The sequence below is a fragment of the Pseudomonas sp. 20-5 genome (genome assembly GCF_056782835.1).
In genome coordinates this window covers 5,516,316-5,538,772 of record NZ_CM165584.1, presented here as the reverse complement: position 1 = coordinate 5,538,772, position 22,457 = coordinate 5,516,316, and the positions used below count along the sequence as shown (strand labels likewise).

Genomic DNA, 22,457 nt, shown 5'->3' with positions numbered 1-22,457 from the left:
CGTTGCGAGGTGGCGTCAGGCGGCGGTCAGCAGGCCCTGGCGCTCGATGAAGGCGATGATTTCGTCCAGCCCCTGGCCGGTCTTCTGGTTGCTGAACACGAACGGCTTGTCGCCGCGCATGCGCCGGGCGTCCCGGTCCATCACGTCGAGGGAGGCGCCGACCAGCGGCGCCAGGTCGATCTTGTTGATCACCAGCAGGTCCGACTTGCAGATGCCGGGGCCGCCCTTGCGCGGGATCTTGTCGCCGGCGGAAACGTCGATCACATAGAGGGTCAGGTCGGACAGCTCGGGGCTGAAGGTGGCCGACAGGTTGTCGCCGCCGGATTCCACCAGGATCAGTTCGAGGCCGGGGAAGCGCCGGTTGAGCTGGTCCACCGCCTCCAGGTTGATCGAGGCGTCCTCGCGGATCGCCGTGTGCGGGCAGCCGCCGGTTTCCACGCCGATGATCCGCTCGGGGGCGAGGGCCTCGTTGCGCACCAGGAATTCCGCGTCTTCCTGGGTATAGATGTCGTTGGTGACCACCGCGAGGTTGTAGCGCTCGCGCAGTTCGCGACACAGGGCCAGGGTCAGGGCGGTCTTGCCGGAGCCCACCGGACCGCCGATGCCGACACGCAGGGGTTGGGATGTCATGGGGTTTCTCCTAGGAACGGAACAGACGGCTGTACTGGGTTTCGTGGGTCATGCTGGCCAGCGCCAGACCGAACGCGGCGCTGCCCTCGACGGCGGGCCGCCGCAGCGCCTCGGCGCAGGCGCGGTCGAGTTCCGGCAGCAGGCTGGAAGCAAGTTTCTGCGCGGCCAGTTGGCCGAGCGGCAGGGTTTTCATCAGCACCGCCAACTGGTTTTCCAGCCAGCTCCAGAACCAGGCACTCAGCGCCTCCTCGGCGTCCAGGCGCCAGGCGCGCGCGGCCATCGCCCAGGCGGCGGCGAGATTGGGCGGGTCCTGGCGCGCCAGCCAGGCGCGGCCGGGAGCGTCGAGTTCGGGCAGGGCTTCCAGCAATTGGTGCAGGGAAAAGCCCATCTGCCGGCTCTCTTGGGCCAGCTCGCGGGTCTCGCGGCTGGCCCTATGGCGCTCGCTGGCCGCATCGCAGGCGGCCCAGTCGCCGATCAACGCGGCGCGCAGCAGGCCGGCCAGCAGCGGCGCCTCGAAGCGCGCCAGGTTCAGTTGCAACTGGTCGACCAGCCAGGTCCGCGCGCTCTCGGCGTCGCGCACCCAGCCATTGTCGAGGGCCGCCTCCAGGCCCTGGGAATAGCTGTATCCGCCGATCGGCAACTGCGAGCTGGCCAGGCGCAGGCGCGCCCAGATGCTGTTCACCGGCGCACGCCGAACTGGTGCAGGCGCGGCGCGTAGTTGAACTCCGCCTCGCCATGGTGCGAGTGGTGGTGGCCTCCGCCGTAGGCACCGTGCTCCGGCTGGAACGGCGCCTCGATGGCCTCCACCGTGGCGCCGAGCTGTTCGAGCATGGCTTTCAGCACGTAGTCGTCGAGCAGGCGCAGCCAGCCGTCGCCGACCTGCAGGGCGACGTGACGGTTGCCCAGGTGGTAGGCGGCGCGGGTCAGTTCCAGCGGGCTGGCGCAGGTGACGTGGAGCAGACGTTCGGAGCGGGCGACGACCCGCACCAGGCGACCGTCGCGGGCCTCCAGGCAGTCGCCGTCGGCCAGCGGCGGCTGGCCGCGCTCGAGGAACAGGCCGACCTCCTCGCCGCTCGCCGCGAAGCAGCGCAGGCGGCTCTTGCTGCGCGCCTCGTAGGTCAGGTGGAGTTCTTCGTCCCAGCGGGGCGAGCGGGCGGGCAGGCGTTGGTGAATGACCAGCATGGGCAGTTTCCGCAATGCGACAGGAAAGGAATCACAACAAGCACCAGCAAGGGCCTTGCCAGGTCGATGCGGGACGCCTGTACCGGGAAAACGGGGCCATAGGGATGTAACAAAATATTGCAGCGCGCCAGGTTGGTGCGCAACGACTTTTTTGCCGCACCGGAAAGGTGCGCGCGCGTCTAGTCCGCGGGCGAACGCCGAGCCGGAGGTCCGCTGGGGAGGTGTGGGGTCAGTCGGGCAGGCCGTGCCAGTGCTTGCCGCCGATCATGATGAAACGCAGCTGGTGGGTGATCTTCGCGGCCGGCATCAGGTGCGGCGGCAGATCGGCGGCGGGTGGGTCGATCAGCTCCGGAAGGGTGGCGAAGACAGTCTTCACCACCAGGTCGGCGAACACGTCGAGGGCCGCGCCGTCGAGGTGCGGCATCTTGTTCAGCAGCGCCAGGTCGGCGGCCAGGTCGTCGGTGATGCGCTGGCGCAGGCTGGCGATGGCCTGGCGGATCGGCAACGAGCCGCCGTATTGCTCGCGGGCGAGGAAGAGGAACTGCGAGCGGTTGGCGCCGACCGCGTCGAGGAAGATGCGCACCGAGGCGTCGATCAGCCCGCCCAGTTCGAACTCGTTGCGGCGCACCGCGCGCAGGGTGGCGCGGAAGGTCTCGTCGACTTCGGCGACCAGCGCCAGGCCGAGCTGGTCCATGTCGCTGAAGTGCCGGTAGAAGCCGGCCGGGACGATGCCGGCGGCGCGCGTCACTTCGCGCAGGCTGAGGCTGCCGAAGCCGCGCCCGCTTTCCATCAGGTGGCGCGCGGCGCTCATCAGCGCGTGGCGGGTCTGCTGTTTCTGTTCGGCGCGGGGTGAGGACATACGGCTTCCTTTGGCGGACCGGCGACTGTAGCAAAAGCCCTGCGACCCGGTCGAACCGGGGACGGCAGCGGTCGAAGGATACATCAGTGAACGCTTGTTGACTCGATTGCGCGGAACGGGCAAAGTTTTGTGAACGATCGTTCACTGAAATATTTTCCATGGCCTTGCTTCCCCTCGCGCTCCTGACCCCTTTGCTCGCACCCCTGCGCCGTCTCGCCGCCCGTGGCTGGCTGCGTGAGGCCGATGTCGACGGCCTGCTGCGCCACGCCCATCCGCTGGCGTCGCTGAACCGCCACTATGCGCGGGTCGAGGCACGCTACTGGGTGGCCGACGATATGCTCGCCCTGGCCCTGCGTACCGCCCCCGGCTGGCCGCCGGCGCGGCCGGGCCAGCACATCCAGCTGCTGGCGGAGCGCGACGGGGTGCGGGTCGGGCGCAGCTACAGCCTGACCCGGGTGGTCGGCGAGCGCCTGGAAATCGCCGTCAAGCGTCACCCGGACGGGCTGCTCTCGCCCTGGTTGTGCGAACACCTGGCGGTCGGCCAGCGTGTCGAGTTGCAACCCGCGCAAGGCGATCTGCGCTGGCCGATGCAGGCCGAGGCGGTCTGCCTGCTGGCCGCCGGCAGCGGCCTGACGCCCTTGCTCGGCCTGCTCCGCGAGGCGCTGGAGAACGGCTATCGCGGTCCCGTGCTGTGGCTGCACTACGTCCGTCATCCCGGCCAGCGCGCCTGGCTCGGCGAGCTGGAGGCGCTGGCGGCGCGCCACCCGAACCTGGAGTTGCGCTGGAGCCTGACCCGCGGGGCGCGGGCCGATGGCTGCCTGGAGGGGCATTTCCAGCCGCGCCACCTGGACGGCTGGGCAGCCGACCTGGCACGCAGCCAGGCCCTGGCCTGCGGGCCGGCGGCTTTCGTCGAGGCGGTGGGCGAGCAACTGGGGGCACGCTTCGCCGGCTTGCAGACGGAATCCTTCAGCGTCCCGCGCTGGCGCAGCGGGGAGGCGCCGCGCGAAGTGCGCCTGCGCTTCGCCCGGTCGCAGCGGGAAGTCTCCGGCGACAGCGCCGCCAGCCTGCTGGAACAGGCCGAGGCCCACGGCCTGCGCCCGGCCCACGGTTGCCGCCAGGGCATCTGCGCCAGTTGCACCTGCGTCCTGCTCAGCGGCTGCGTGCGCGACCTGCGCAGCGGCGCGCTGTGCAGCGAGCCCGGCCAGCCTATCCGCCTCTGCGTCAGCGCCGCCCACGGCGACCTGGCGCTGGACCTGTGAACCGACCTGCGAGCCCTGCGATGCGCGACGACCGCGAACTGATCCCGGAACAACTGGCGGCCTTCGGCGCCGAACTCGATGCCCTGCACCTGCGTACCCTGGCCGATCTCGGCGCGGACGACGCGCGCTACATCCGCCGGGTCCGCGCGGCGGTGCGCGTCTGCTGCTGGAGCGGCAGGGCGCTGCTGATGTTCGGCTGGCTGCCGCCGACCTGGCTGCTCGGCAGCCTGCTTCTCGGCCTGGGCAAGATCCTCGAGAACATGGAGCTGGGCCACAACGTCATGCACGGCCAGTACGACTGGATGAACGATCCGGAATTCGCCGGCCGCGCCTACGAGTGGGACATCGCCGGGCCGTCCGACTTCTGGCGGCACACCCACAACCATATCCACCACACCTACACCAACGTGCTGGGCAAGGACGACGACGTCGGCTATGGGGTCGTGCGCCTGTTCCCGGAGCAGCGCTGGAAGCCGTTCTACCGCTGGCAACCGCTGTGGGTGACGCTGCAGGCGCTGCTGTTCCAGTACGCGGTGGCGATCCAGCATCTGCGCCTGGACAAGTACGCCAAGGGGCGCCTGGACAAGGCCGAACTCATGCCGCTGCTACGCCGCCTGCGTGCCAAGCTGGGTCGCCAGTGGACCAAGGACTACCTGCTGTTCCCGCTTCTCGGCCTGTTCGCCGGCGGCTTCGGCGCGGTGTTCGTCGGTAACCTGCTGGCCAACGTGCTGCGCAACCTGTGGACCTTCACGGTGATCTTCTGCGGCCACTTCACCGAGAAGGCGGTGGTCTTCCCGCCCTCGGTGCTGGAGGGAGAGACCCGTGGCCACTGGTACCTGCGCCAGTTGCGCGGCTCCAGCAACCTGGAGGGCGGGCCGCTGTTCCACATCCTGACCGGCAACCTCAGCCACCAGATCGAGCACCACCTCTACCCGGACCTGCCGGCGCGTCGCTACGCCGCGTTGTCCCGCGAGGTCCGCGAAATCGCCCGGCGCTACGGGCAGACCTACAACAGCGGACGCCTGGGACGGCAATTCCTCACTGTCTTGCGGCGCATCTGGGTATATCGGCTGCCGCCGCGCGAGCCCCTCCCGGCGGGGCGCGGCTGAGCCGACGGAACGCTCGCGGCGCCCGTGGCGGGGCCGCTCCGGAGCGGGGATAATGCCGCCCTGTGCACCGCGACGTGGCTTCCGGCCGCCGCGTGGCGTCGGAGTCTCGCCGAACGCAGGACGGCCTGCGCCCGCGATCGGCCAGCAGCGTCGATCCTTCCCGAATCTAACAATGCTCGGCGGATGCCGGCCGTGGGGCCCGTCCGTCTAGGAACCGTCATGTTCAGCCCGCTCGTCACCTTTCCCGCGCTCTACACCGCCACCCTGCTCATGCTGGCCGGCTCCGGCCTGTTCACCACCTACATCGGCCTGCGCCTGACCCAGGAAGGCGCAGGCGACCTGTGGGTCGGCGGGCTGATGGCGTCCTACTATTTCGGCCTGGTCTGCGGTGGAAAATTCGGACACAAGCTGATCGCCAGCTTCGGCCATATCCGTTCCTACGTGGCTTGCGCCGGGATTGCCACCGTGACCGTGCTGCTGCATGCCCTGGTCGATCAGCTGGAAGTCTGGCTGCTGCTGCGCTTCATCACCGGCGCGGTGATGATGAACCAGTACATGGTGATCGAGAGCTGGCTCAACGAGCAGGCCGAGAGCCACCAGCGCGGCAAGGTGTTCGCCGGCTACATGGTCGCCGTCGACCTTGGCCTGGTGCTCGGCCAGGGCCTGCTGGCGCTGAGCCCGACCCTCGACTACAAGCCGCTGCTGCTGGTCGCCATCTGCTTCGCCTCGTGCCTGATCCCGCTGGCCATGACCCGGCGCGTGCACCCGGCCAAGCTGGTCGCCGCGCCGCTGGAAGTGCGTTTCTTCTGGCAGCGCGTGCCGCAGGCGCTGGGCACCATCTTCATCGCCGGCCTGATGGTCGGCGCCTTCTACGGCCTGGCGCCGGTCTACGCCAACCGCAACGGCCTGGATGCCTCGCAATCGAGTTTCTTCGTCGGCATGTGCATCGTCGCCGGCTTCTGTGCGCAGTGGCCGCTGGGTTGGCTGTCCGACCGCCTCGACCGCAGTTGGCTGATCCGCGGCAATGCGGTGCTGCTGTGCCTGGCCTCGATCCCGATGTGGGGGCTGGTGACGCTGCCGTACTGGTTGCTGCTGGCCAACGGGTTCGTTACCGGCATGCTGCTGTTCACCCTCTATCCGCTGGCGGTGGCGCTGGCCAACGACCACGTCGAGCAGCCGCGCCGGGTCGCGTTGTCGGCGATGCTCCTGACCACCTACGGGGTCGGCGCCTGTATCGGTCCGCTGGTGGCCGGCGCGCTGATGCGCCACTTCGGTCCGGGACTGTTCTACATGCTGGTGTCCGGCTACGCGGTGCTGCTGGTGTTCTGGGTGCAGCCCAAGCGCGTCACCGGCGAACACCGGGTCGACGAGGCGCCGCTGCAACACGTGGCGATGCCGGACACGGTCAGCCCGATGGCCGCCACCCTCGACCCGCGCGTCGAGGAAGTGCCGGAGGAGCTGGTGGTGGAGGCGCCGGCGAATATCGGCCGCTCCGACGGCGAGCCGGACGCCGGCGAGAAACCCGCTCAGTCCTGAGCCGGGAACGCCAGGTCGAAGCGGATGCGTCCCGGAGCCGGTGCACTCGCTTCGGCGCGGCCGCCGTGCAGGCGCATGATTGCCTGGACGATGGCCAGGCCGAGACCGCTGGACTGGGCGTCGCTGCGCGCGGCGTCGCCACGGTAGAAACGGTCGAACAGGCGCGACAGCGGTTCGGCCGGCAGCCTGTCGCAGGCGTTCTCCACGCTCAGCAGGAATTCCCCCGATCGGCGCAGGCCGCGCACTTCGATCAGGCTGTCGGCGCTGGCGTAGCGGATGGCGTTGGCCAGCAGGTTGCTCAGCGCCCGGCGGAACAGTTGCGGATCGGCGCGTAGCTGGCCGCTGACCTGGACGTCGAGGCTCAGCCCACGTTCCTCGGCCAGCCCTTCGAAATACTCCGCCTGGCGCCGCAGTTCTTCGCCCAGGTCCAGGCGGCTGCGCTCCACCGCTGCCCGTACGTCGTCGGCGCGAGCGAGGAACAGGATGCTCTCGACCATCCGCGCGATGCGCTCCAGCTCTTCCTGGTTGGAGGCGATCAGCGCCTGGTACTCCTCGTTGCTGCGCGGCTGGCGCAGGGCCACCTGGCCGTGGCCCATCAGCGAACCGATGGGCGTGCGGATCTCATGGGCGAGGTCGGCGGAGAACTGCTGCAGACGCTGGTAGCCGTCGTCTAGGCGTTCGAGCATGGCGTTGAACGACTGTGCCACCTGCTGCAACTCGGCAGGCGCGGCGGCGACGTCGAGGCGGGTATCCAGGCTGGTCGGATGGATCTCCGCCGCCTTCGCCGCCAGCGTGCGCAGCGGGCGCAGGCCGTGGCGCAGGACCAGCCAGCCGAGCAGGGCGGTGCCAAGGAACGCCAGCAGCACGGCGGCGATGACCCGGTCGCGGTACTGGGCGAGCATCCGCGTCTCGCCCAGCAGCAGGTGTGCGGCGGTGATCTGCAACGGCTCGCGGCCGCCGACCAGGACCTCGGCGGCGAGCACGCGCATCGGGATGCCGTCGTGGGTCAGCGCGGCGTGCACGACGGACGGATTCAACGCCTGGCCGGCGGCGACCACCCGTAGCGACGGCAGGCGTTCGTGGCGCGGGTTGACCGCGACGATCGGCGCCTCGCCGGGCTGACCGAGGAGCAGGATGTCCTGCTCGTTGCCGAGCATGTTCTCGAACAGACGCGGGCGCGCCTTCAGCTCGGCCAGGGTGAGGTTGTCGCGCAGCAGGTTGCGGAAGTGCTCGACCCGGCCGGCGACCATCACGTCGCTGCGCCGCAGCATCGCCTCTTCCACCGAGCGGTACAGGTAGAAGCCGACCGCGCTGACCACCAGCGCCGCCACCGCGGCGAACAGCAGCGCCGCGTAGAGGGTCAGGGAGCGGCGGGCGGGCACGGGCGCTCCTCGCAGACGTAACCGATGCCGCGCACGGTATGGATCAGCTTGTTCGGGAAGGGATTGTCGACCTTGGCGCGCAGGCGCTTGATCGCCACGTCGACGACGTTGGTGTCGCTGTCGAAGTTCATGTCCCAGACCTCCGAGGCGATCAGGGTGCGCGACAGCACCTCGCCCTCGCGGCGCATCAGCAGGTGCAGGAGGGCGAACTCCTTGTTGGTCAGGGCGATCACCTGCCCCTGGCGGCTGACCTTGCGCCGCAGCACGTCCAGCTGCAGATCGGCCAGTTGCACCTGCTCTGCCTCGCGGACCACGCCGCGGCGCAGCAGGGTACGGATACGCAGCAGCAACTCGGTGAAGGAGAAGGGTTTCACCAGGTAGTCGTCAGCACCCAGTTCGAGGCCGCGGATACGGTCTTGCAGCTGGTCGCGGGCGGTGAGGAAGAGCACCGGCACATCGTGCTTCTTGCGCAGCACTTCCATGATCTGCCAACCGTCCAGGCCGGGCAGCATCACGTCGAGGACCACCAGGTCGTAGCGGTTCTCCAGCGCCAGGTAGAGACCGTCGGCGCCGTGCTGCGACCAGTCGACCGCATAGCCCGACTCGCCGAGGCCCTTCTTCAGGTACTCGCCGGTCTTCGTATCGTCTTCGATCACCAGGATGCGCATGTCTCGTTCCCCCTCGTTCGCCGCCATTCTAGCCAGCGCGCGGCGCGGACTCGGTGACATTTTTGTCATGCGAAAGTCATCTCCGGGTACCGCCGGCGGGGCGACCATCGAGGCTCAACCCCACCGAGGATCGACCGATGCTTCGACTCAAGGCTTCCCCCGCGCTGCTCTTCGGCCTGCTCCTGGCCAGTGCCGCCAGCTTCGCCGCGCAACCGCCTGCGGGCATGCTGCAGCCGCTGCGCGGCACCATCCAGCAGGCCGCCGACGACCACCTGCAACTGAAGGCCCGCAACGGCCAGCAACTGACGGTCAGGCTCACCGACAAGACCGCGATCCGCGCCGTGTCGCTGGCGAAGCCGGAGGACATCCAGCCCGACAGCTTCATCGGCACTGCCGCCGTGCCGCAGCCCGACGGCACCCTGAAGGCCCTCGAGGTGCATGTCTTCGCCCCCAGCCTGCGCGGCAGCGGCGAAGGCCACCGGCCCTGGGAGAACGCCGATGGCAGCGCCTCGACCATGACCAACGGTACGGTCGGCAACCTGGTGGTCAGCCAGGGCCGGCGCATGACCGTGAAATACGGCGATGGCGAGAAGACCGTGGTGGTGCCGGACGACGTGCCCATCGTCAGCCTGGAGCCGGGCGAGCGCAGCCTGCTCAAGCCTGGCGCCAAGGTCGTGCTGTTCCCGCAGAAGGGCGCCGACGGCAGCCTCACCGCCCTGGCCATCTCGGTCGGCAAGGACGGCGTGACCCCGCCGATGTGAGGTTTCGCCGGGACGGCGCGTCCGTCCCGGCCGGGTTTCCTGGGAGAAAAGCCATGAACCGTGCGTTGCACGCCTGGCCGGTGAGACTCTGCCACTGGCTCAATGCCTATGCCATGGCCTGCCTGATCGGCAGCGGCTGGGGCATCTACAACGCTTCGCCGCTGCTGGATTTCCGTTTTCCCGCCTGGGCGACCCTCGGCGGCTGGCTCGGCGGTTCCATCGCCTGGCATCTCGCCGCCATGTGGCTGCTGCTCGGCAACGGCCTGTGCTACCTCGCCTACGGACTGTCCAGCGGGCATTTTCGTCGCGACTTCCTGCCTTTGAGCGCGGCCGGCGTCTGGCGCGACCTGCGCCTCGCCCTCGGCCTGCGCCTGGTCCATGAGCCGGGCCGCTACAACGCGGTGCAGCGCCTGTTGTACTGGCTGGTCCTGGCGCTCGGTGCGCTGCTGGTGCTGTCCGGGCTGGCGATCTGGAAACCGGTGCAACTGCACGGGCTGACCGCGCTGTTCGGTGGCTTCCAGGGTGCGCGCTGGGTGCATTTCCTGGCCATGGCCGGGGTCGTCGGGTTCGTCGTCGTGCACCTGCTGCTGGTGCTGTTGGTGCCGCGCACCCTGCTGCCGATGATCATCGGACGCGAGTGGCGGCGCGGACGGAGGAGCGAAGGATGAAGGGGCCGGAGAAGAAGCGCGCGAAGATCGCGGTCGACCCGTCCAGCGAGCGGCAGATGGTCGATTTGCAACGCCGCCTGCTGTTGCGCGGCGGCCTGTCCCTGGGCGCCCTGGCGATGCTCTCGGGGTGCCGGCTACAGGATGGCGATTCGGTCGACAAGGTACTCTGGGCCATGTCGCGCTGGAACGACCGGGTCCAGGCCTGGCTGTTCAGCCGTACGCGGCTGGCGCCGACCTTCGATCCGTCGCAGGTGGCCTCGCCGTTCCCCTTCAACGCGTTCTACCCGGCCTACAACGTGCCGGAGATCGACCTGCCGGAATACCGCCTGCAGGTTTCCGGGCGGGTCCGCGACAAGCGCCCCTGGAGCCTGGAGCAACTGCGCCGGCTGCCGCAGGCCAGCCAGGTCACGCAACTGATCTGCATCGAGGGCTGGAGCGCGATCGGCCAGTGGAGCGGAGTGCCGCTGCGCACCTTCCTGGAGCTGGTCGGCGCCGACACCTCGGCGAAGTACGTTGGCTTCAAGTGCGCCGACCGCTACTACTCCAGCCTCGACATGCCCAGCGCGCTGCATCCGCAGACCCTGCTGGCGCTGGAGATGTCCGGGCAGGCGCTGCCGGAGGAGAACGGCTATCCGCTGCGCCTGCGGATTCCCACCAAGCTCGGCTTCAAGAACGCCAAGCACGTGGTGGAGATCTTCGTCAGCAACAGCAATCCCGGAGGTTACTGGGAGGACCAGGGCTACAACTGGTTCAGCGGAGTCTGAGGCGGGAGAGTGCGGCTTGCCTCGGGCCATGCGCCCAGCGCGACAGGGATGGGAAAATAGGAAAGCCCGGCATCGAGCCGGGCTTTTCTCGCGCCTTGCGGCGTAGCGAGCGGTCAGGCGGTGCGCAGGTCGAAACGGCTCATGCTGCGATGCAGGCGGTCCACGGTCTGTTCGCTGCCGTTGTCGGCCAGGCGGGCTTCGGCCTTGGTCATGTCCTTGTGCAGGCGGTCGACGGTCTGCTCGCTGCCGTTGTCGGCCAGGCGGGCTTCGGCTTTGGTCATGTCCTTGTGCAGGCGGTCGATGGTCTGCTCGCTGCCGTTGTCGGCGATGCGCAGTTCGACGCTGGACATGTCCTGGTGCAGCCGGTCGATGGTGCGGCTGGAGCCATCGGCGGCGAAGGCGGCGTTGGCGGTCAGGGTGGCGAGGGCGAGGCCGAGGATCAGGGAAGCTTTCATGACGGTGACTCCGAGTGGGTTGTCGATTGCGTTGGAGTCATTTTCAGTTCGGATAAGTCGATTTAAAAACGAAGTGCGATGATAGTGTCTATCGACATGGGTGATTATGTGTTTTCTTATTACTTATCAGTAAGTTAGTTGATTATTTTTGTGATGTAGAAGATTTCGTAAAGGATAGTTAGCTTTTCTCTATTTAATCGATAAATTGGATAAATAAGGCGAAAAGAAAAGCCGGCGCTGCGGGCGCCGGCTCTCGGACGGGTCTTGCTCTGGAGTCAGGCGAGGTCGTCGAGGATGTCGGCCATGTCGTCTGCGTGTTCTTCTTCCTGGGCCAGGATTTCCTCGAAAATGCGTCGGGTGGTGGGGTCGTCGTTACCGAGGTAGGTGATGATCTCGCGATAGCTGTCGATGGCGATGCGCTCGGCGATCAGGTTCTCGGTGACCATGTCCTTCAGGGTCTTGCCTTCGACGTATTCGGCATGGGAGCGCTCCTCCAGGCCGCGCGGATTGAAGTCCGGCTCGCCGCCCAGTTGCATGATGCGCTCGGCCAACTGGTCGGCATGCTGCATTTCCTGGTTGGCGTGCTCGAGGAACTCGGCGGCGGCGATGCTCGCCTTAAGGCCGGTGGCCATGAAGTAGTGGCGCTTGTAGCGCAGGAAGCAGACCAACTCGGTGGCGAGCGCTTCGTTGAGCAGGCGCAGGACGGTCTGGCGATCGGCCGAATAGCCTTCGGTGACCGCGCCTTCCTGGATGTTCTTGCGGGCACGGTCGCGAAGGGTCTGGACGTCCGTCAGTTGAGCGGTGGTCATCGGTTATCTCCTTGGGGCTGATCCGGTGAAAAAGGGGCCGGCTCTGCGGCCGGCTTTTTTCTGCTTACCTAAGGTGTGAGTCCCGCGCGGTCGAAAAAGTTTTATCGACCCGCCGCCGAACTGGCCTTTTGCCTGAAATGCGTGGGACGGGGAGCAATGCCGGCTTTTCGCCGGTCCTAACGGAACGGGCCGGCGTATTCGCGCTGGCGAGTCCATGGGCCAGCCTGCACACTGACGGGCTGAGCGAGGCGCGCTGCCGCGCCTGCCCGACAACCGACGCGGCGAAAAGGAGTTGTGCATGACGCGCGGCCGAAAGATCCTGACCTGGAGCCTCGCCAGCCTGGTCCTGCTGCTGGCGGCGTTGGTGGTGTTCATCGCCACCTTCGACTGGAACCTGATCAAGCCCACCCTCAACGAAAAGGTCTCGGCGGCGCTGAACCGCCCGTTCGCCATCAACGGCAACCTCGCCGTGGCCTGGCGCCGCGAGGAGGGCGAGGAAGGCTGGCGCGCCTGGATCCCCTGGCCGCGCTTCAGCGCCGAGGACATCACCCTCGGCAACCCGGAGTGGACGGCGGGCAAGACCAAGGCGAGCGAGTTCGCCAGCCTGGAACGCATCGAATTCCGCCTCGCGCCGTTGCCGTTGCTCTGGCAGACCATCCGCATTCCACAGATCAAGCTGACCCAGCCGCGCGCCGAGCTCCTGCGCCTGGCCGACGGCCGCGCCAATTGGGATTTCGACCTGCCTGCCAGCGACAGCGACGAGCCGTCCGCCTGGCAACTGGACATCCGCGAGATCGGTTTCGACAAGGGTAGCGTCAGCCTCGACGACCAGCGTTTGAAGACCCGTCTGGAAGTGCTGGTCGACCCGCTCGGCAAGCCGGTGCCGTTCGGTCAGTTGGCCGGCAAGGCGCTGGCCACGGGCGATGCGGCGAACGCCCAGGACTATGTGTTCGGCTGGAAGGTCAAGGGCACCTACAAGGGCCAGGCTCTGGCCGGCTCGGGCAAGGTCGGCGGGATGCTGGCGTTGCAGGATGCGAGCAAGCCCTTCCCGCTACAGGCCGAGGTCAGTGCCGGCAGCACCCGTGCCGCGGTGGTCGGCACCCTGACCGACCCGCTCAACCTCGGCGCCCTCGACCTGCGCCTGAAGCTGTCCGGGACCAGCATGGCCAATCTCTATCCGCTGACCGGCATCACCCTGCCGGACACTCCGGCCTACTCCACCGACGGACACCTGCTGGCGCGGCTCAAGGAGGAGGGCGGCGCACTGTTCCGCTACGAGAACTTCAACGGCAAGGTCGGCGCCAGCGACCTGCACGGCAGCCTGACCTTCGTCGCTCGCCAGCCTAGGCCGAAGCTGTCCGGCAAGCTGACCTCCGAGCAACTGCGCTTCGCCGACCTCGGCCCGCTGATCGGCGCCGACAGCAATGCCGAAAAACAGAAGCGCGGGCAGACCAGCCGCCAGCCGGGCGACAAGGTGCTGCCGGTGGAGGAATTCCGTACCGAGCGCTGGCGCGACATGGACGCCGACGTGGAATTCACCGGCAAGCGTATCGTCCACAGCGACCAGTTGCCGATCAGCGACCTCTATACCCATCTGGTGCTCAACGACGGCCTGCTGCGCCTGGAGCCCCTGCGCTTCGGCGTGGCCGGCGGCAAGCTGGAGTCGGACATCCGCCTGGACGGCGGCAAGCAGCCGATGCAGAGCCGAGTGAAGATGAGCGCGCGGGGCTTCAAGCTGAAGCAGTTGTTCCCCGGCTTCGCGCCGATGCAGACCAGCTTCGGCGAGCTGAACGGCGACGCCAGTCTCAGCGGCAGTGGCAATTCGGTGGCGAAGATCCTCGGCGGCGCCGATGGCGAATTGAAGATGCTGATCAACGACGGCGCGATCAGCAAGGGCCTGACCGAAATCGCCGGCCTCAATGTCGGAAACTACCTGGTGACCAAGCTGTTCGGCGACGACGAGGTGAAGATCAACTGCGCGGCCGCCGACTTCGGCCTGCAGAAGGGCCTGATGACCAGCCGGCTGTTCGTCTTCGACACCGAGAACGCGCTGGTCAACGTCGACGGCACGGTGAACTTCGCCAACGAGAAGCTCGATCTCGATGTCACCCCGCACAGCAAGGGCTTGCGGATCTTCTCGCTGCGCTCGCCGCTGTACGTGCGCGGCACCTTCGCCAAGCCCGACGCCGGGGTCCATGCCGGGCCGCTGGTGGCGCGCGGCGCGGGAATGATAGCCCTCGGCGTGACGGTGGGCCCGGCGGCCAGCCTGCTGGCGCTGGTGGCGCCGAGCAAAAGCGACGACAACCAGTGCACCGCGCTGCTGCAGCGCATGCGCTTGCCAGCCAAGGTGCCGGCCGGCAAGCGCTGATTCAGTAGATGGGGATATACAGGTCGACTTGCGAGTTCGGATCCAGCGGTCCGCGGAAACGCTGGTCGTAGTATTCGAAGTCGACCCCCGCCTTGGGCTCCAGGCCGCGTTCGGCGAGCAGGTGGCTGTAGATCGCCTGGAAGCTCTCGGCGATCTGCGGCGCCGTGCCCTTGTGGGTGAACACCGCGTACTTCTGCGCCGGCACCTGGAAGCGCACCATGCCCTCCGGCACCGGCCAGCCCTCCTGCACCTCGAAGCCGGCGACGTAGTGGAATTCGCCGTTGGGCTGCTGCGCGCAGATGCCATAGGAGACCTCGGGATCGTGCTTGCCGGCGATCTCGTGCTCGCGCGGGATGAAGCGTTCCCAGAGCTGGCCGATGGTGTCGCCGGGGGCGCTGCCGAAGTATTCCATGCCCACCACGCTGAAGGCGGGACGTTCGACGATTCGTGCATGCATGTTGCGGATCTTCCAGTGGGCGAGCGTCGCCAGGGTTCGGTCGAGTTCCGCCAGCAGGCGCTGGCGGGCGCTGATCTCTTCGCGCAGGGTGTGCTGGTGTCGTTGCAGGAAATGCCGCAGGCGTTGCGGGTCGTCCAGCGCGCCATCGCGTTTCAGGCGGTCGATGGCTTCCAGCGGAACGTCCAGCCGGCGCAGCGCGAGTATGCGCGAGAGCTGCTCGATCTGTTCCGGCTGGTAGTAGCGGTAGCCGTTGTCGCTACCGGTGCGCGCGGGGACGAACAGGCCGATGGCATCGTAGTGGCGAAGCGTCTTGGTGGAGATCTCGAAGATTCGCGCCAGTTGGCCGATGGTGAGCATTTCCGGTTCCTGCTGCGGGATACCGGCAGACTACGGATTGCCCCTGGGGCAAGGTCAAGGGGTTTGTGCCGGTGCGCACTTTCTCTGAACGTCCGCCGTCGCCTCCCGGTCCCAACAGTGAACCCATCGCAAAGGGAGATATCCCCATGCCCCGTGGCGACAAGAGCAAGTACAGCGACAAGCAGCAGCGCAAGGCCGAGCACATCGAGGAGAGCTACAAGGCCAAGGGTGTGAGCGAATCGGAAGCCGAGGCGCGCGCCTGGGCGACGGTGAACAAGCAGTCCGGCGGCGGCGAGCGCAAGGGCGGTTCCGGCCGCGCCAAGAGCGAGACGGCCAAGCGCGCCGACCGCAAGGACTCGGCCCATCGCGCCGCCCAGGCCCGCTCAGGGAGACCGGCCAACCGCGGCTCGGCGAGCCGTGGCAAACGTCAAGGCAGCACCTCGGTGAGCGAGATGACCCGCGAGGAATTGATGCAGCTGGCGCGCAAGCGCGACATCCGCGGTCGTTCGACGATGCGCAAGGCCGAACTGATCGAGGCCCTGTCCCGGGCCTGAACGCAGACGCCCCGCCTCCGTAAGGAAGCGGGGCGTCGAGCCGTCAGGGGCGGGCGTCGCGCTCGTGGCGGTCCAGCTCGGAGCAGCTCAGGAAGCCCGAGCCGTCGACCTTGCCGCTGCCGTCGAAACTGACGTAGAACGGCTGCTGCTGGCCGTCCTTGTTGAGGATGTAGCTGTTGCAGCTCCCCGGTTTCATCAGGCGCTTCTGGGTGCCGGAAGGCGTGCCGCCGATGCGCAGGACTTCCTGCTGGCTCATGCCTTTCTCGACATCCTTGACCAGCGGTTCGTTGCGGAAGGTGATGTAGTTGACCGGGTTCTGCACCTTGGTCGACGCGCAGCCGGCCAGGGTTGCCATCACGAACAGTGCCGCCAGTGACTGCTTGTACATGCTGTGACTCCTTGTGGTTGAGCGGTGCTTGCCAACATTGGAACGCAGGCCCTCGCGCAGAGTTCGCCCGGAATCGCGGCGGATTGCCTCAGACCTTCTCCAGGGCCCGGTGCGGCAAGGGGGGCAGCTGGATATCGATGGCGTCGCCGGGGCGAACCTCGCCGTCTTCCAGGACGATCGCCATCACCCCGGCCTTGCGAATCAGGTTGCCCTGTTCGTCGCGGCCGAGCACGGCGGCGGTCAGTCCGGGCTGGTAGTTGTCCAGCTGCGAGCAGGGATTGCGCAGGCCGGTCAGCTCGACCAGGGCGCTTTCCCCCAGGCGCAGGCGGGTGCCGGTGGGCAGGCCGAGCAGGTCGACGCCACGGGTGGTGATGTTCTCGCCCATGGTCCCCGGGCCGATGGCGAAGCCGCTGGCGCGTAGCTCGTCGTGCAGTTCCTCGTGGATCAGGTGGACCTGGCGCAGGTTCGGCTGGGTCGGGTCCTGCCGCACCCGCGAGCGGTGCTTCACGGTGACGCCGTGGTGGGCGTCGCCCTCGACGCCGAGGCCTTTCAGGAGGCGGATGGCGGGACGCACCTGCTTGCTGAACGCGTGGGTGGCGCAGAGGCTCACCGCGATGACCTGTTGCATGGAACTCCTCCTCGTGCGAAGCGTCAGTCTAGCCGCGAAACATGACGCTTGTCGCAAGCGCACAGGACGCGTTCCCAGCCCCTGCAAAGCCCGCCGCAGTCGCTAGACTTCAGCGCACCTGCATGCGAACGTGCAGCCCTTCAAGGAGAGTTCGATGAATATCCTGCGTATCCCGATGTTCGTATTGGCCATGGCCGTCTCGGCCCATGGTTTCGCTGCCACCGCGCAGCAGGAGAAGATGACCGCCTGCAACGCCGAGGCCACCACCAAGGCGCTCAAGGGCGACGAACGCAAGGCGTTCATGAGCGGCTGCCTGAAGGCCGGCGCGCCTGCCGGCGGCAAGGCCACCGCCCAGCAGGAGAAGATGAAGAGCTGCAACGCCGACGCCAGTGCCAAGTCGCTCAAGGGCGACGAACGCAAGGCGTTCATGAGCAGTTGCCTGAAGGCCGGCGGCAGCGCCAAGGCGGCGACCCAGCAGGAGAAGATGAAGACCTGCAACGCCGATGCTACCGCCAAGGCGCTCAAGGGCGACGAACGCAAGGCGTTCATGAGCACCTGCCTGAAGAAGTGAGCCCCACCCTCGTCGGGCTCGGTGTGGCGGCGGATAACGCCTGTGGCGCTATCCGCCCTGCGGACGGGTGTGGCGTGGTCTTGGCGTAGGGCGAATAACCGCTCGCGGTTATCCGCCATGGCGGGCCCGGTGTGACCTTATCCCCCTATAGGGCAGGGGCGCGGCCAGGGCGGCTCAGCCGTAGCGCTTCTTCGCCTCGATGGCCAGGCCGCTGCCGATGCTGCCGAACAGGTTGCCCTCGACATGACGGGCGTTGGGCAGCATCGCCGAGACGCTCCGGCGCAGCGCCGGAATGCCGCTCGAACCGCCGGTGAAGAACACCGTGTCGACCCGGTCCGGGTCGACCCCGGCCGAGGCCAGCAGTTGCGCGACGCTGTTGCGCACGCGCTCCAGCAGTCCGTCGACGGCGTTCTCGAACAGCCCACGGGTCAGCTCCACGCCGAGCCCGGCCTCGATGCGCTCCAGCGAGAGGTGCAGGCGCTCGGTTTCGGTCAGGCGGATCTTGCTGTCTTCCACCTGCATCGCCAGCCAGTGCCCGGCGCGTTCCTCGATGAGCCTGAAGAGGCGGTCGATGCCGGTGCTGTCGACGATGTCGTAGCGCATGTTCTTCAGCGCCAATTGCGACTTCTGCGCGTACACCGCGTTGATGGTGTGCCAGGTGGCCAGGTTCAGGTGGTAGCTGGTGGGCATGAAGGCGTCGCTCTTCATCCGGCTGCCGTAGCCGAACAGCGGCATCACGCCTTCCAGGCTGAGCTGCTTGTCGAAGTCGGTACCGCCGATGTGTACGCCGCCGGTGGCCAGGATGTCGTCCTGGCGCTCGGCCAGGTTGCGCCGCTCCGGCGCCAGGCGCACCAGGGAGAAGTCCGAGGTGCCGCCGCCGATGTCGACGATCAGGACCAGTTCCTCGCGCTGGATGCAGCGCTCGTAGTCGAAGGCCGCGGCGATCGGTTCGTACTGGAAGGAAACCTCCTTGAAGCCGAGCTTGTTGGCCACCTGCACCAGGGTGTCCTGGGCCTCGCGGTCAGCCTCCGGGTCGTCGTCGACGAAGAACACCGGGCGACCCAGCACCACCGCGTCGAAGGCTTGCCCGGCGGCGGCCTCGCCGCGCGCCTTGAGCTGGCCGATGAACAGGCCGAGCAGGTCCTTGAACGGCAGGGCGCTGCCGAGCACGGTGGTCTCGCTCTTCAGCAGCTTGGAGCCCAGCAGGCTCTTCAGCGAGCGCATCAGCCGGCCCTCGTAGCCCTCCAGGTACTCGCCGAGCGCCTGGCGGCCGTAGACCGGGCGGCGCTCCTCGACGTTGAAGAACACCACCGAGGGCAGGGTGATCTTGCCGTCCTCCAGCTCGATCAGCGGTTCGACCTCCGGCCGCCACCAGCCGACGGTGGAGTTGGAGGTGCCAAAATCGATGCCCAGGGCGCGGGCGGCGGTGCTCGGGTTCATGGCGCGAAACGGTCCGGGAAAAAAACGGCCGCGCAGTGTATGCGAGAGCGTCGTAGATTTCACCGCCGGCGATCGGCAGGACGCGTCCTGGGACGTCCGTGCGGGCCGCCCCGACCTTTGTATACGGATTTGCCAAGGGGCCTGCGCATGGTGCTATGTTGGCGCTGCTTTCCCACTCCGTCTTGCCGTGTTGTCCTGGATTTCGCCATGCATAGAGCCTCACACCATGAGTTGCGTGCGATGTTTCGCGCGCTGTTGGACTCCTCCCGTTGCTACCACACCGCTTCCGTGTTCGATCCCATGTCGGCGCGTATCGCCGCCGACCTCGGCTTCGAGTGCGGCATCCTCGGCGGTTCGGTGGCTTCCCTGCAGGTCCTGGCGGCGCCGGACTTCGCCCTGATCACCCTCAGCGAATTCGTCGAGCAGGCCACCCGCATCGGCCGGGTGGCGCGCCTGCCGGTGATCGCCGACGCCGACCACGGCTACGGCAACGCGCTGAACGTGATGCGTACGGTGGTCGAACTGGAGCGCGCCGGAATCGCCGCGCTGACCATCGAGGACACCCTGCTGCCGGCGCAGTTCGGGCGCAAGTCCACCGACCTGATCTGCGTCGAGGAAGGCGTCGGCAAGATCCGCGCGGCCCTGGAGGCGAGGGTCGACCCGGCGTTGACCATCATTGCCCGGACCAACGCCGAACTGATCGACGTCGATGCGGTGATCCAGCGCACCCTGGCCTACCAGGAAGCCGGCGCCGATGGTATCTGCCTGGTCGGCGTGCGCGACTTCGCCCACCTCGAGGCGATCGCCGAGCACCTGCACATCCCGCTGATGCTGGTCACCTACGGTAATCCGCAACTGCGCGACGACGCCCGCCTGGCGCGGCTCGGCGTGCGTGTCGTGGTCAACGGCCACGCCGCCTATTTCGCCGCGATCAAGGCGACCTACGACTGCCTGCGCGAGGAGCGCGGTGCGGTGGCCTCGGACCTGACCGCCTCGGAGCTGTCGAAGAAGTACACCTTCCCCGAGGAATACCAGGCCTGGGCCCGCGACTACATGGAAGTCAAAGAGTAGGCGACCTCAGGCCAGGCCCATGTTGCGCTGCCGCGCCTGCAGGTCGGCGGCGCCCGCCAATGCGCAGAAGGTCGCAGGGCGACAGTCTGGTTCAGGATCGCCCGGAGCGCTCGCGTCGCTTGCGTTCGCGGTAGGCGGCCTGGTTGGCCAGGCGCCGCTGCGCCGAACCGGGGCGGTTGGCCGACTGGGCGCGGTACAGGCGCTGGGCGTAGACCAGTTCCATGTAGCGTTGCATCGCCCGGCTGTTGAACAGCAGCCAGGCACAGGCGCCGCCGCCGAGGGCCACCAGGCCCGACGTCTCGCCGCTGGCCAGGCGCAGCAGGAGCCCGGTGCCGACCAGCAGCAGGCTGGCGTCGCGGGCCAGGCGCGGGCCGAGGCTGGCGCCACGGGAGAGCAGGGCGATCAGCCACAGCCAGGCCGCCAGCAGCGGCAGGGCGGAGAGCCAGCCCAGCGGCCGCAAAGGAGCCTCCGGCAATGCCAGGCGCAGCGCGGCAAGACCCAGCGGCGCGGCACCGAGCAGCAGCGCCAGGCTGCCGAGCAGCGGTGCGTAGAGACCGGGATGACGGCGCGGATACAGGCCGTGCAGTTGCCGGACGCTATAGCGGTCCTCCGGCGCCGGCAGAGCGAACGGATCGCCGGCGAGCGCGGCGTCGAGCTGGCGGCCCTGGTCGATCAGGTGGGCGAGGCGGCGGAACGGTCCCATCATGCGGTGTACCTTCAGGCTTGGCTGGCGATTGTGCCACGCCAGGCCGATGGTCGCGCCGCCCTTGCAAAGCCGCGGGCGAACGCCCATATCTGGAGGTTCCAGGGTTTCAGCCAGAGGAGTCAGTCATGGCCAGCGGGTGGGCGAACGACGGTGCGGTGCAGGAACAGATCGACAGCACGATCGAGGATGCCATCGCTCGTGCGCGCAGCCAGTTGCCTCGTGGCGAGAGCCTGACCCATTGCGAAGAGTGCGACGCGACTATCCCCGAGGCGCGGCGCCGGGCGATTCCCGGCGTGCGCCTGTGCGTCAACTGCCAGGCCGAGCACGACAGGGAACAGGCGAAGTTCAGCGGCTACAACCGCCGCGGCAGCAAGGACAGCCAGTTGCGCTGAAGGCCTGCCTCAGTTTTCCCGATAGCGTTCCTTCACCCATTGCTCCACCGGCGACAGGGTGCGCATTCCCACGCCCAGCGGATCGTCCATGTCATGCTGGCTGGAGGCGGTCCAGCGCGGGTCGATGAAGGACCAGGCCAGGCCCGCCGGGCCCTGGTCGCGGTAGGTGCCGAAAACGTCGTTGAGGCCCAGCGGCTCCGCGTTGCGCAGCCATTGCCCGTTGAAGCTGTCGCCGTTGATGGTGCGGTCCGAGATCCAGCGACCGTCGTCGTAATGGAAAGCCATCACTCGCCAGCGATGCTCGCACCAGTGGCAGGCGTCGTCGTCGACGTAGAAGGCTTCGACGAAGATTTTCTTCCCGCCGATGTCGAGGAAGGTCGAGTAATCGTCGGTATGGCGCGGGGCCAGGCTCAGTCGGCTGCCGTCGCCGAGGTCGATGAAGCGATCGGGGGCGTAGGGCGAGCGCGGCGAAAGGCTCATCAGGACCCTGGCGTAGTCGTCCCGCTGCGGCGGGTCGGCGACCAGTGCCTGGCGCTCCGCGGCGGTCAGCGCGAAGCGCTCGCTGCCTCGGCCGACCACGTCTTCCAGCTGACGCTGGTCGCGCGGCAAGGTGCCGTCGAGGCCGGCGTACAGGTTGACCGCCTGGATGAACTGGGCGACGTCGATGTCGAGCATTTCCGGATAGCCGGAATGGGCGGTCAGCGCGCCGTCCTTCAGGTCGTAGATCACCGACCAGCGCGTCCCTCCCGAACCGCCGGCGTAGGACAGGTAGCCCAGGCGCAGTTCGTCGCGGCCGTCGCCGTCGTAGTCGGCGACTTCCAGTTGGCTGAGGCTGAACAGCTGGGGGAAGGCATAATCGGTTTCGAACTGCTCGCGCGGTTTCCGCTTCGCGTCCGGATCGAAGGGGACCAACTGGATCTTCCGGTATTCCCGGAGGCTCAGCTCGACCATGTTCTTCTGGATATCCAGGAACGGGGAGAGGTTGAGCAGCGAGGAGAGGAGGCCGGGTTCGGCGATGTAGAACACCTTCACCAGCGGCAGGTTGGTCCGTCCCTGGTTCCGCTCCAGGCGCTCGATGACCTGGTCGTCCATGGCGAAGGCCTTGCCGACGAAGCGCCGATTGCCGTAGGCGACCAGGAATTTCTCGCCGAAGCCGAGCAGGTCGGCGCCCTTGATCTCCACCTCGTAGTCCGCCGGAAAGCGCGCGAGGATGGCTTGGCGCAGCATCACGTCCTTCTTGCTGATGGGAATCTCGCCGTACTGGTAGAGCTGGTAGGTCCAGTAGAGGAAGTAGCTCACCACGACGATGGCCGTTGCCTGGAAGGCCTTGGCCAGATACGGGGTGGAAGCGTTGCGGGACGATTGGCGGGAGGACATGGACGGACTGCCGGCGGCTACGGGTAGGCGCCATTGTCGCCGCTAGCGCCGACAAGCCAAGCTGTC

Annotated in this window: 25 protein-coding genes and 1 pseudogene; 12 read left to right on the top strand and 14 right to left on the bottom strand. The window is 67.6% G+C overall.

Features of this window, described 5'->3' with window-relative positions; all coding sequences use genetic code 11:
- Positions 1 to 15: 15 nt before the first annotated feature.
- The 4 genes from ureG to desT form a co-directional block, all read right to left on the bottom strand.
- Positions 16 to 630 (bottom strand): urease accessory protein UreG, encoded by a 615-nt coding sequence (ureG, locus tag AC1RB9_RS25610; RefSeq protein ID WP_003095530.1) that lies wholly within the window; start codon positions 628 to 630, stop codon positions 16 to 18.
- Between the two features lie 10 nt (positions 631 to 640).
- Positions 641 to 1,312, bottom strand: a complete 672-nt coding sequence (locus AC1RB9_RS25605; RefSeq protein WP_003095528.1) for an urease accessory protein UreF — start codon at positions 1,310 to 1,312, stop codon at positions 641 to 643.
- Complete coding sequence (gene ureE, locus AC1RB9_RS25600; protein ID WP_003095526.1) at positions 1,309 to 1,812, bottom strand: urease accessory protein UreE; 504 nt, start codon at positions 1,810 to 1,812, stop codon at positions 1,309 to 1,311. Before ureE ends, AC1RB9_RS25605 begins: the two co-directional genes overlap by 4 nt.
- A 229-nt stretch (positions 1,813 to 2,041) precedes the next feature.
- Positions 2,042 to 2,671: a TetR family transcriptional regulator DesT gene (gene desT, locus AC1RB9_RS25595; RefSeq protein ID WP_003095524.1), complete on the bottom strand. Its 630-nt coding sequence runs from the start codon at positions 2,669 to 2,671 to the stop codon at positions 2,042 to 2,044.
- Positions 2,672 to 2,829: 158 nt separating this feature from the next.
- Here desT and AC1RB9_RS25590 point away from each other — a divergent pair, with 158 nt between their 5' ends.
- The 3 genes from AC1RB9_RS25590 to AC1RB9_RS25580 all read left to right on the top strand — a co-directional run bounded on the left by AC1RB9_RS25590 (position 2,830) and on the right by AC1RB9_RS25580 (position 6,575).
- The gene (locus tag AC1RB9_RS25590; protein WP_003123551.1) at positions 2,830 to 3,930 is read left to right on the top strand and encodes a ferredoxin reductase; all 1,101 of its coding nucleotides are present in this window, start codon (positions 2,830 to 2,832) and stop codon (positions 3,928 to 3,930) included.
- Positions 3,927 to 5,039 carry a fatty acid desaturase DesB gene (desB, locus tag AC1RB9_RS25585; protein ID WP_079275417.1) on the top strand — a complete coding sequence of 371 codons (1,113 nt, stop codon included), beginning with the start codon at positions 3,927 to 3,929 and terminating at the stop codon, positions 5,037 to 5,039. Before AC1RB9_RS25590 ends, desB begins: the two co-directional genes overlap by 4 nt.
- Positions 5,040 to 5,258: 219 nt before the next feature.
- Positions 5,259 to 6,575: an MFS transporter gene (locus AC1RB9_RS25580; RefSeq protein WP_003095519.1), complete on the top strand. Its 1,317-nt coding sequence runs from the start codon at positions 5,259 to 5,261 to the stop codon at positions 6,573 to 6,575.
- Here the strand turns inward: AC1RB9_RS25580 and AC1RB9_RS25575 are convergent.
- Together AC1RB9_RS25575 and AC1RB9_RS25570 are read right to left on the bottom strand one after the other, a co-directional pair.
- On the bottom strand, positions 6,566 to 7,957 hold the full coding sequence (locus AC1RB9_RS25575; protein WP_003099516.1) for a sensor histidine kinase: 1,392 nt from the start codon (positions 7,955 to 7,957) through the stop codon (positions 6,566 to 6,568). The two genes, AC1RB9_RS25580 and AC1RB9_RS25575, sit on opposite strands and share 10 nt — an antisense overlap.
- Positions 7,936 to 8,625 carry a heavy metal response regulator transcription factor gene (locus AC1RB9_RS25570; protein ID WP_003095515.1) on the bottom strand — a complete coding sequence of 230 codons (690 nt, stop codon included), beginning with the start codon at positions 8,623 to 8,625 and terminating at the stop codon, positions 7,936 to 7,938. Before AC1RB9_RS25570 ends, AC1RB9_RS25575 begins: the two co-directional genes overlap by 22 nt.
- Before the next feature lie 137 nt (positions 8,626 to 8,762).
- On the opposite strand from AC1RB9_RS25570, the gene AC1RB9_RS25565 reads away from it, so the two are divergent.
- From AC1RB9_RS25565 to AC1RB9_RS25555, 3 genes are read left to right on the top strand one after another with little or no spacing between them, the layout of a single operon-like run.
- Positions 8,763 to 9,386, top strand: coding sequence for a hypothetical protein (locus AC1RB9_RS25565; RefSeq protein WP_003095513.1), 624 nt, complete (start codon positions 8,763 to 8,765; stop codon positions 9,384 to 9,386).
- 53 nt (positions 9,387 to 9,439) lie between these two features.
- Complete coding sequence (locus AC1RB9_RS25560; RefSeq protein ID WP_003095511.1) at positions 9,440 to 10,054, top strand: cytochrome b/b6 domain-containing protein; 615 nt, start codon at positions 9,440 to 9,442, stop codon at positions 10,052 to 10,054.
- Complete coding sequence (locus AC1RB9_RS25555) at positions 10,051 to 10,818, top strand: molybdopterin-binding protein (protein WP_003099511.1); 768 nt, start codon at positions 10,051 to 10,053, stop codon at positions 10,816 to 10,818. The genes AC1RB9_RS25560 and AC1RB9_RS25555 overlap by 4 nt, the downstream gene beginning before the upstream one ends.
- A 113-nt stretch (positions 10,819 to 10,931) precedes the next feature.
- Here AC1RB9_RS25555 and AC1RB9_RS25550 read toward each other — a convergent pair whose 3' ends face one another.
- Complete coding sequence (locus AC1RB9_RS25550; protein ID WP_003095507.1) at positions 10,932 to 11,273, bottom strand: hypothetical protein; 342 nt, start codon at positions 11,271 to 11,273, stop codon at positions 10,932 to 10,934.
- A gap of 275 nt (positions 11,274 to 11,548) precedes the next feature.
- Positions 11,549 to 12,082, bottom strand: coding sequence for a ferritin-like domain-containing protein (locus tag AC1RB9_RS25545; protein ID WP_003161885.1), 534 nt, complete (start codon positions 12,080 to 12,082; stop codon positions 11,549 to 11,551).
- A 298-nt stretch (positions 12,083 to 12,380) separates the two neighbouring features.
- Between AC1RB9_RS25545 and AC1RB9_RS25540 the strand changes: the two genes are divergently transcribed.
- The gene (locus AC1RB9_RS25540) at positions 12,381 to 14,450 is read left to right on the top strand and encodes an AsmA family protein (RefSeq protein ID WP_003112310.1); all 2,070 of its coding nucleotides are present in this window, start codon (positions 12,381 to 12,383) and stop codon (positions 14,448 to 14,450) included.
- A 1-nt stretch (position 14,451) separates the two neighbouring features.
- Here the strand turns inward: AC1RB9_RS25540 and brlR are convergent, their stop codons facing one another.
- A complete protein-coding gene (gene brlR, locus AC1RB9_RS25535) occupies positions 14,452 to 15,264 on the bottom strand; it encodes a c-di-GMP-binding multidrug transporter transcriptional regulator BrlR (protein ID WP_481864877.1) in 813 nt (270 codons plus the stop codon).
- A gap of 146 nt (positions 15,265 to 15,410) precedes the next feature.
- On the opposite strand from brlR, the gene AC1RB9_RS25530 reads away from it, so the two are divergent.
- Positions 15,411 to 15,818 (top strand): Rho termination factor N-terminal domain-containing protein, encoded by a 408-nt coding sequence (locus AC1RB9_RS25530; protein ID WP_003095492.1) that lies wholly within the window; start codon positions 15,411 to 15,413, stop codon positions 15,816 to 15,818.
- Between the two features lie 43 nt (positions 15,819 to 15,861).
- Here AC1RB9_RS25530 and osmE read toward each other — a convergent pair whose 3' ends face one another.
- Complete coding sequence (osmE, locus tag AC1RB9_RS25525; RefSeq protein ID WP_003095488.1) at positions 15,862 to 16,206, bottom strand: osmotically-inducible lipoprotein OsmE; 345 nt, start codon at positions 16,204 to 16,206, stop codon at positions 15,862 to 15,864.
- Positions 16,207 to 16,294: 88 nt separating this feature from the next.
- Positions 16,295 to 16,834, bottom strand: a complete 540-nt coding sequence (locus tag AC1RB9_RS25520) for an MOSC domain-containing protein (RefSeq protein ID WP_003095483.1) — start codon at positions 16,832 to 16,834, stop codon at positions 16,295 to 16,297.
- A 154-nt stretch (positions 16,835 to 16,988) separates the two neighbouring features.
- On the opposite strand from AC1RB9_RS25520, the pseudogene AC1RB9_RS25515 reads away from it, so the two are divergent.
- A pseudogene (locus tag AC1RB9_RS25515) lies at positions 16,989 to 17,141 on the top strand (PsiF family protein); the annotation flags it as partial.
- Positions 17,136 to 17,405 (top strand): PsiF family protein, encoded by a 270-nt coding sequence (locus tag AC1RB9_RS25510; RefSeq protein ID WP_058133593.1) that lies wholly within the window; start codon positions 17,136 to 17,138, stop codon positions 17,403 to 17,405. The pseudogene AC1RB9_RS25515 and the gene AC1RB9_RS25510, both read left to right, overlap by 6 nt.
- A gap of 174 nt (positions 17,406 to 17,579) precedes the next feature.
- Here the strand turns inward: AC1RB9_RS25510 and AC1RB9_RS25505 are convergent, their stop codons facing one another.
- The gene (locus AC1RB9_RS25505; protein WP_003099398.1) at positions 17,580 to 18,845 is read right to left on the bottom strand and encodes an Hsp70 family protein; all 1,266 of its coding nucleotides are present in this window, start codon (positions 18,843 to 18,845) and stop codon (positions 17,580 to 17,582) included.
- 207 nt (positions 18,846 to 19,052) lie between these two features.
- Here AC1RB9_RS25505 and AC1RB9_RS25500 point away from each other — a divergent pair, with 207 nt between their 5' ends.
- Positions 19,053 to 19,916 (top strand): isocitrate lyase/PEP mutase family protein, encoded by an 864-nt coding sequence (locus tag AC1RB9_RS25500; protein WP_003121125.1) that lies wholly within the window; start codon positions 19,053 to 19,055, stop codon positions 19,914 to 19,916.
- A 91-nt stretch (positions 19,917 to 20,007) separates the two neighbouring features.
- Here the strand turns inward: AC1RB9_RS25500 and AC1RB9_RS25495 are convergent, their stop codons facing one another.
- On the bottom strand, positions 20,008 to 20,622 hold the full coding sequence (locus AC1RB9_RS25495; protein ID WP_010895687.1) for a hypothetical protein: 615 nt from the start codon (positions 20,620 to 20,622) through the stop codon (positions 20,008 to 20,010).
- Positions 20,623 to 20,747: 125 nt separating this feature from the next.
- Between AC1RB9_RS25495 and AC1RB9_RS25490 the strand changes: the two genes are divergently transcribed.
- Positions 20,748 to 21,014 carry a DksA/TraR family C4-type zinc finger protein gene (locus AC1RB9_RS25490; RefSeq protein WP_003099395.1) on the top strand — a complete coding sequence of 89 codons (267 nt, stop codon included), beginning with the start codon at positions 20,748 to 20,750 and terminating at the stop codon, positions 21,012 to 21,014.
- Between the two features lie 9 nt (positions 21,015 to 21,023).
- Here the strand turns inward: AC1RB9_RS25490 and AC1RB9_RS25485 are convergent, their stop codons facing one another.
- Positions 21,024 to 22,391, bottom strand: coding sequence for a hypothetical protein (locus AC1RB9_RS25485; RefSeq protein ID WP_003457376.1), 1,368 nt, complete (start codon positions 22,389 to 22,391; stop codon positions 21,024 to 21,026).
- Positions 22,392 to 22,457: the final 66 nt, after the last annotated feature.

Excerpts from the sequence above, each read along its gene's own strand:
- ureG (WP_003095530.1), bottom strand. The coding sequence starts at position 630 with ATGACATCCCAACCCCTGCGTGTCGGCATCGGCGGTCCGGTGGGCTCC.
- AC1RB9_RS25540 (WP_003112310.1), top strand. The coding sequence starts at position 12,381 with ATGACGCGCGGCCGAAAGATCCTGACCTGGAGCCTCGCCAGCCTGGTC.
- AC1RB9_RS25490 (WP_003099395.1), top strand. The coding sequence starts at position 20,748 with ATGGCCAGCGGGTGGGCGAACGACGGTGCGGTGCAGGAACAGATCGAC.
- AC1RB9_RS25530 (WP_003095492.1), top strand. The coding sequence starts at position 15,411 with ATGCCCCGTGGCGACAAGAGCAAGTACAGCGACAAGCAGCAGCGCAAG.
- AC1RB9_RS25590 (WP_003123551.1), top strand. The coding sequence starts at position 2,830 with ATGGCCTTGCTTCCCCTCGCGCTCCTGACCCCTTTGCTCGCACCCCTG.
- AC1RB9_RS25555 (WP_003099511.1), top strand. The coding sequence starts at position 10,051 with ATGAAGGGGCCGGAGAAGAAGCGCGCGAAGATCGCGGTCGACCCGTCC.
- AC1RB9_RS25505 (WP_003099398.1), bottom strand. The coding sequence starts at position 18,845 with ATGAACCCGAGCACCGCCGCCCGCGCCCTGGGCATCGATTTTGGCACC.
- AC1RB9_RS25545 (WP_003161885.1), bottom strand. The coding sequence starts at position 12,082 with ATGACCACCGCTCAACTGACGGACGTCCAGACCCTTCGCGACCGTGCC.
- AC1RB9_RS25510 (WP_058133593.1), top strand. The coding sequence starts at position 17,136 with ATGAGCGGCTGCCTGAAGGCCGGCGCGCCTGCCGGCGGCAAGGCCACC.
- brlR (WP_481864877.1), bottom strand. The coding sequence starts at position 15,264 with ATGCTCACCATCGGCCAACTGGCGCGAATCTTCGAGATCTCCACCAAG.
- desT (WP_003095524.1), bottom strand. The coding sequence starts at position 2,671 with ATGTCCTCACCCCGCGCCGAACAGAAACAGCAGACCCGCCACGCGCTG.
- AC1RB9_RS25485 (WP_003457376.1), bottom strand. The coding sequence starts at position 22,391 with ATGTCCTCCCGCCAATCGTCCCGCAACGCTTCCACCCCGTATCTGGCC.
- osmE (WP_003095488.1), bottom strand. The coding sequence starts at position 16,206 with ATGTACAAGCAGTCACTGGCGGCACTGTTCGTGATGGCAACCCTGGCC.
- AC1RB9_RS25560 (WP_003095511.1), top strand. The coding sequence starts at position 9,440 with ATGAACCGTGCGTTGCACGCCTGGCCGGTGAGACTCTGCCACTGGCTC.
- AC1RB9_RS25495 (WP_010895687.1), bottom strand. The coding sequence starts at position 20,622 with ATGATGGGACCGTTCCGCCGCCTCGCCCACCTGATCGACCAGGGCCGC.
- AC1RB9_RS25580 (WP_003095519.1), top strand. The coding sequence starts at position 5,259 with ATGTTCAGCCCGCTCGTCACCTTTCCCGCGCTCTACACCGCCACCCTG.
- AC1RB9_RS25565 (WP_003095513.1), top strand. The coding sequence starts at position 8,763 with ATGCTTCGACTCAAGGCTTCCCCCGCGCTGCTCTTCGGCCTGCTCCTG.
- AC1RB9_RS25520 (WP_003095483.1), bottom strand. The coding sequence starts at position 16,834 with ATGCAACAGGTCATCGCGGTGAGCCTCTGCGCCACCCACGCGTTCAGC.
- AC1RB9_RS25500 (WP_003121125.1), top strand. The coding sequence starts at position 19,053 with ATGCATAGAGCCTCACACCATGAGTTGCGTGCGATGTTTCGCGCGCTG.
- ureE (WP_003095526.1), bottom strand. The coding sequence starts at position 1,812 with ATGCTGGTCATTCACCAACGCCTGCCCGCCCGCTCGCCCCGCTGGGAC.
- AC1RB9_RS25550 (WP_003095507.1), bottom strand. The coding sequence starts at position 11,273 with ATGAAAGCTTCCCTGATCCTCGGCCTCGCCCTCGCCACCCTGACCGCC.
- AC1RB9_RS25570 (WP_003095515.1), bottom strand. The coding sequence starts at position 8,625 with ATGCGCATCCTGGTGATCGAAGACGATACGAAGACCGGCGAGTACCTG.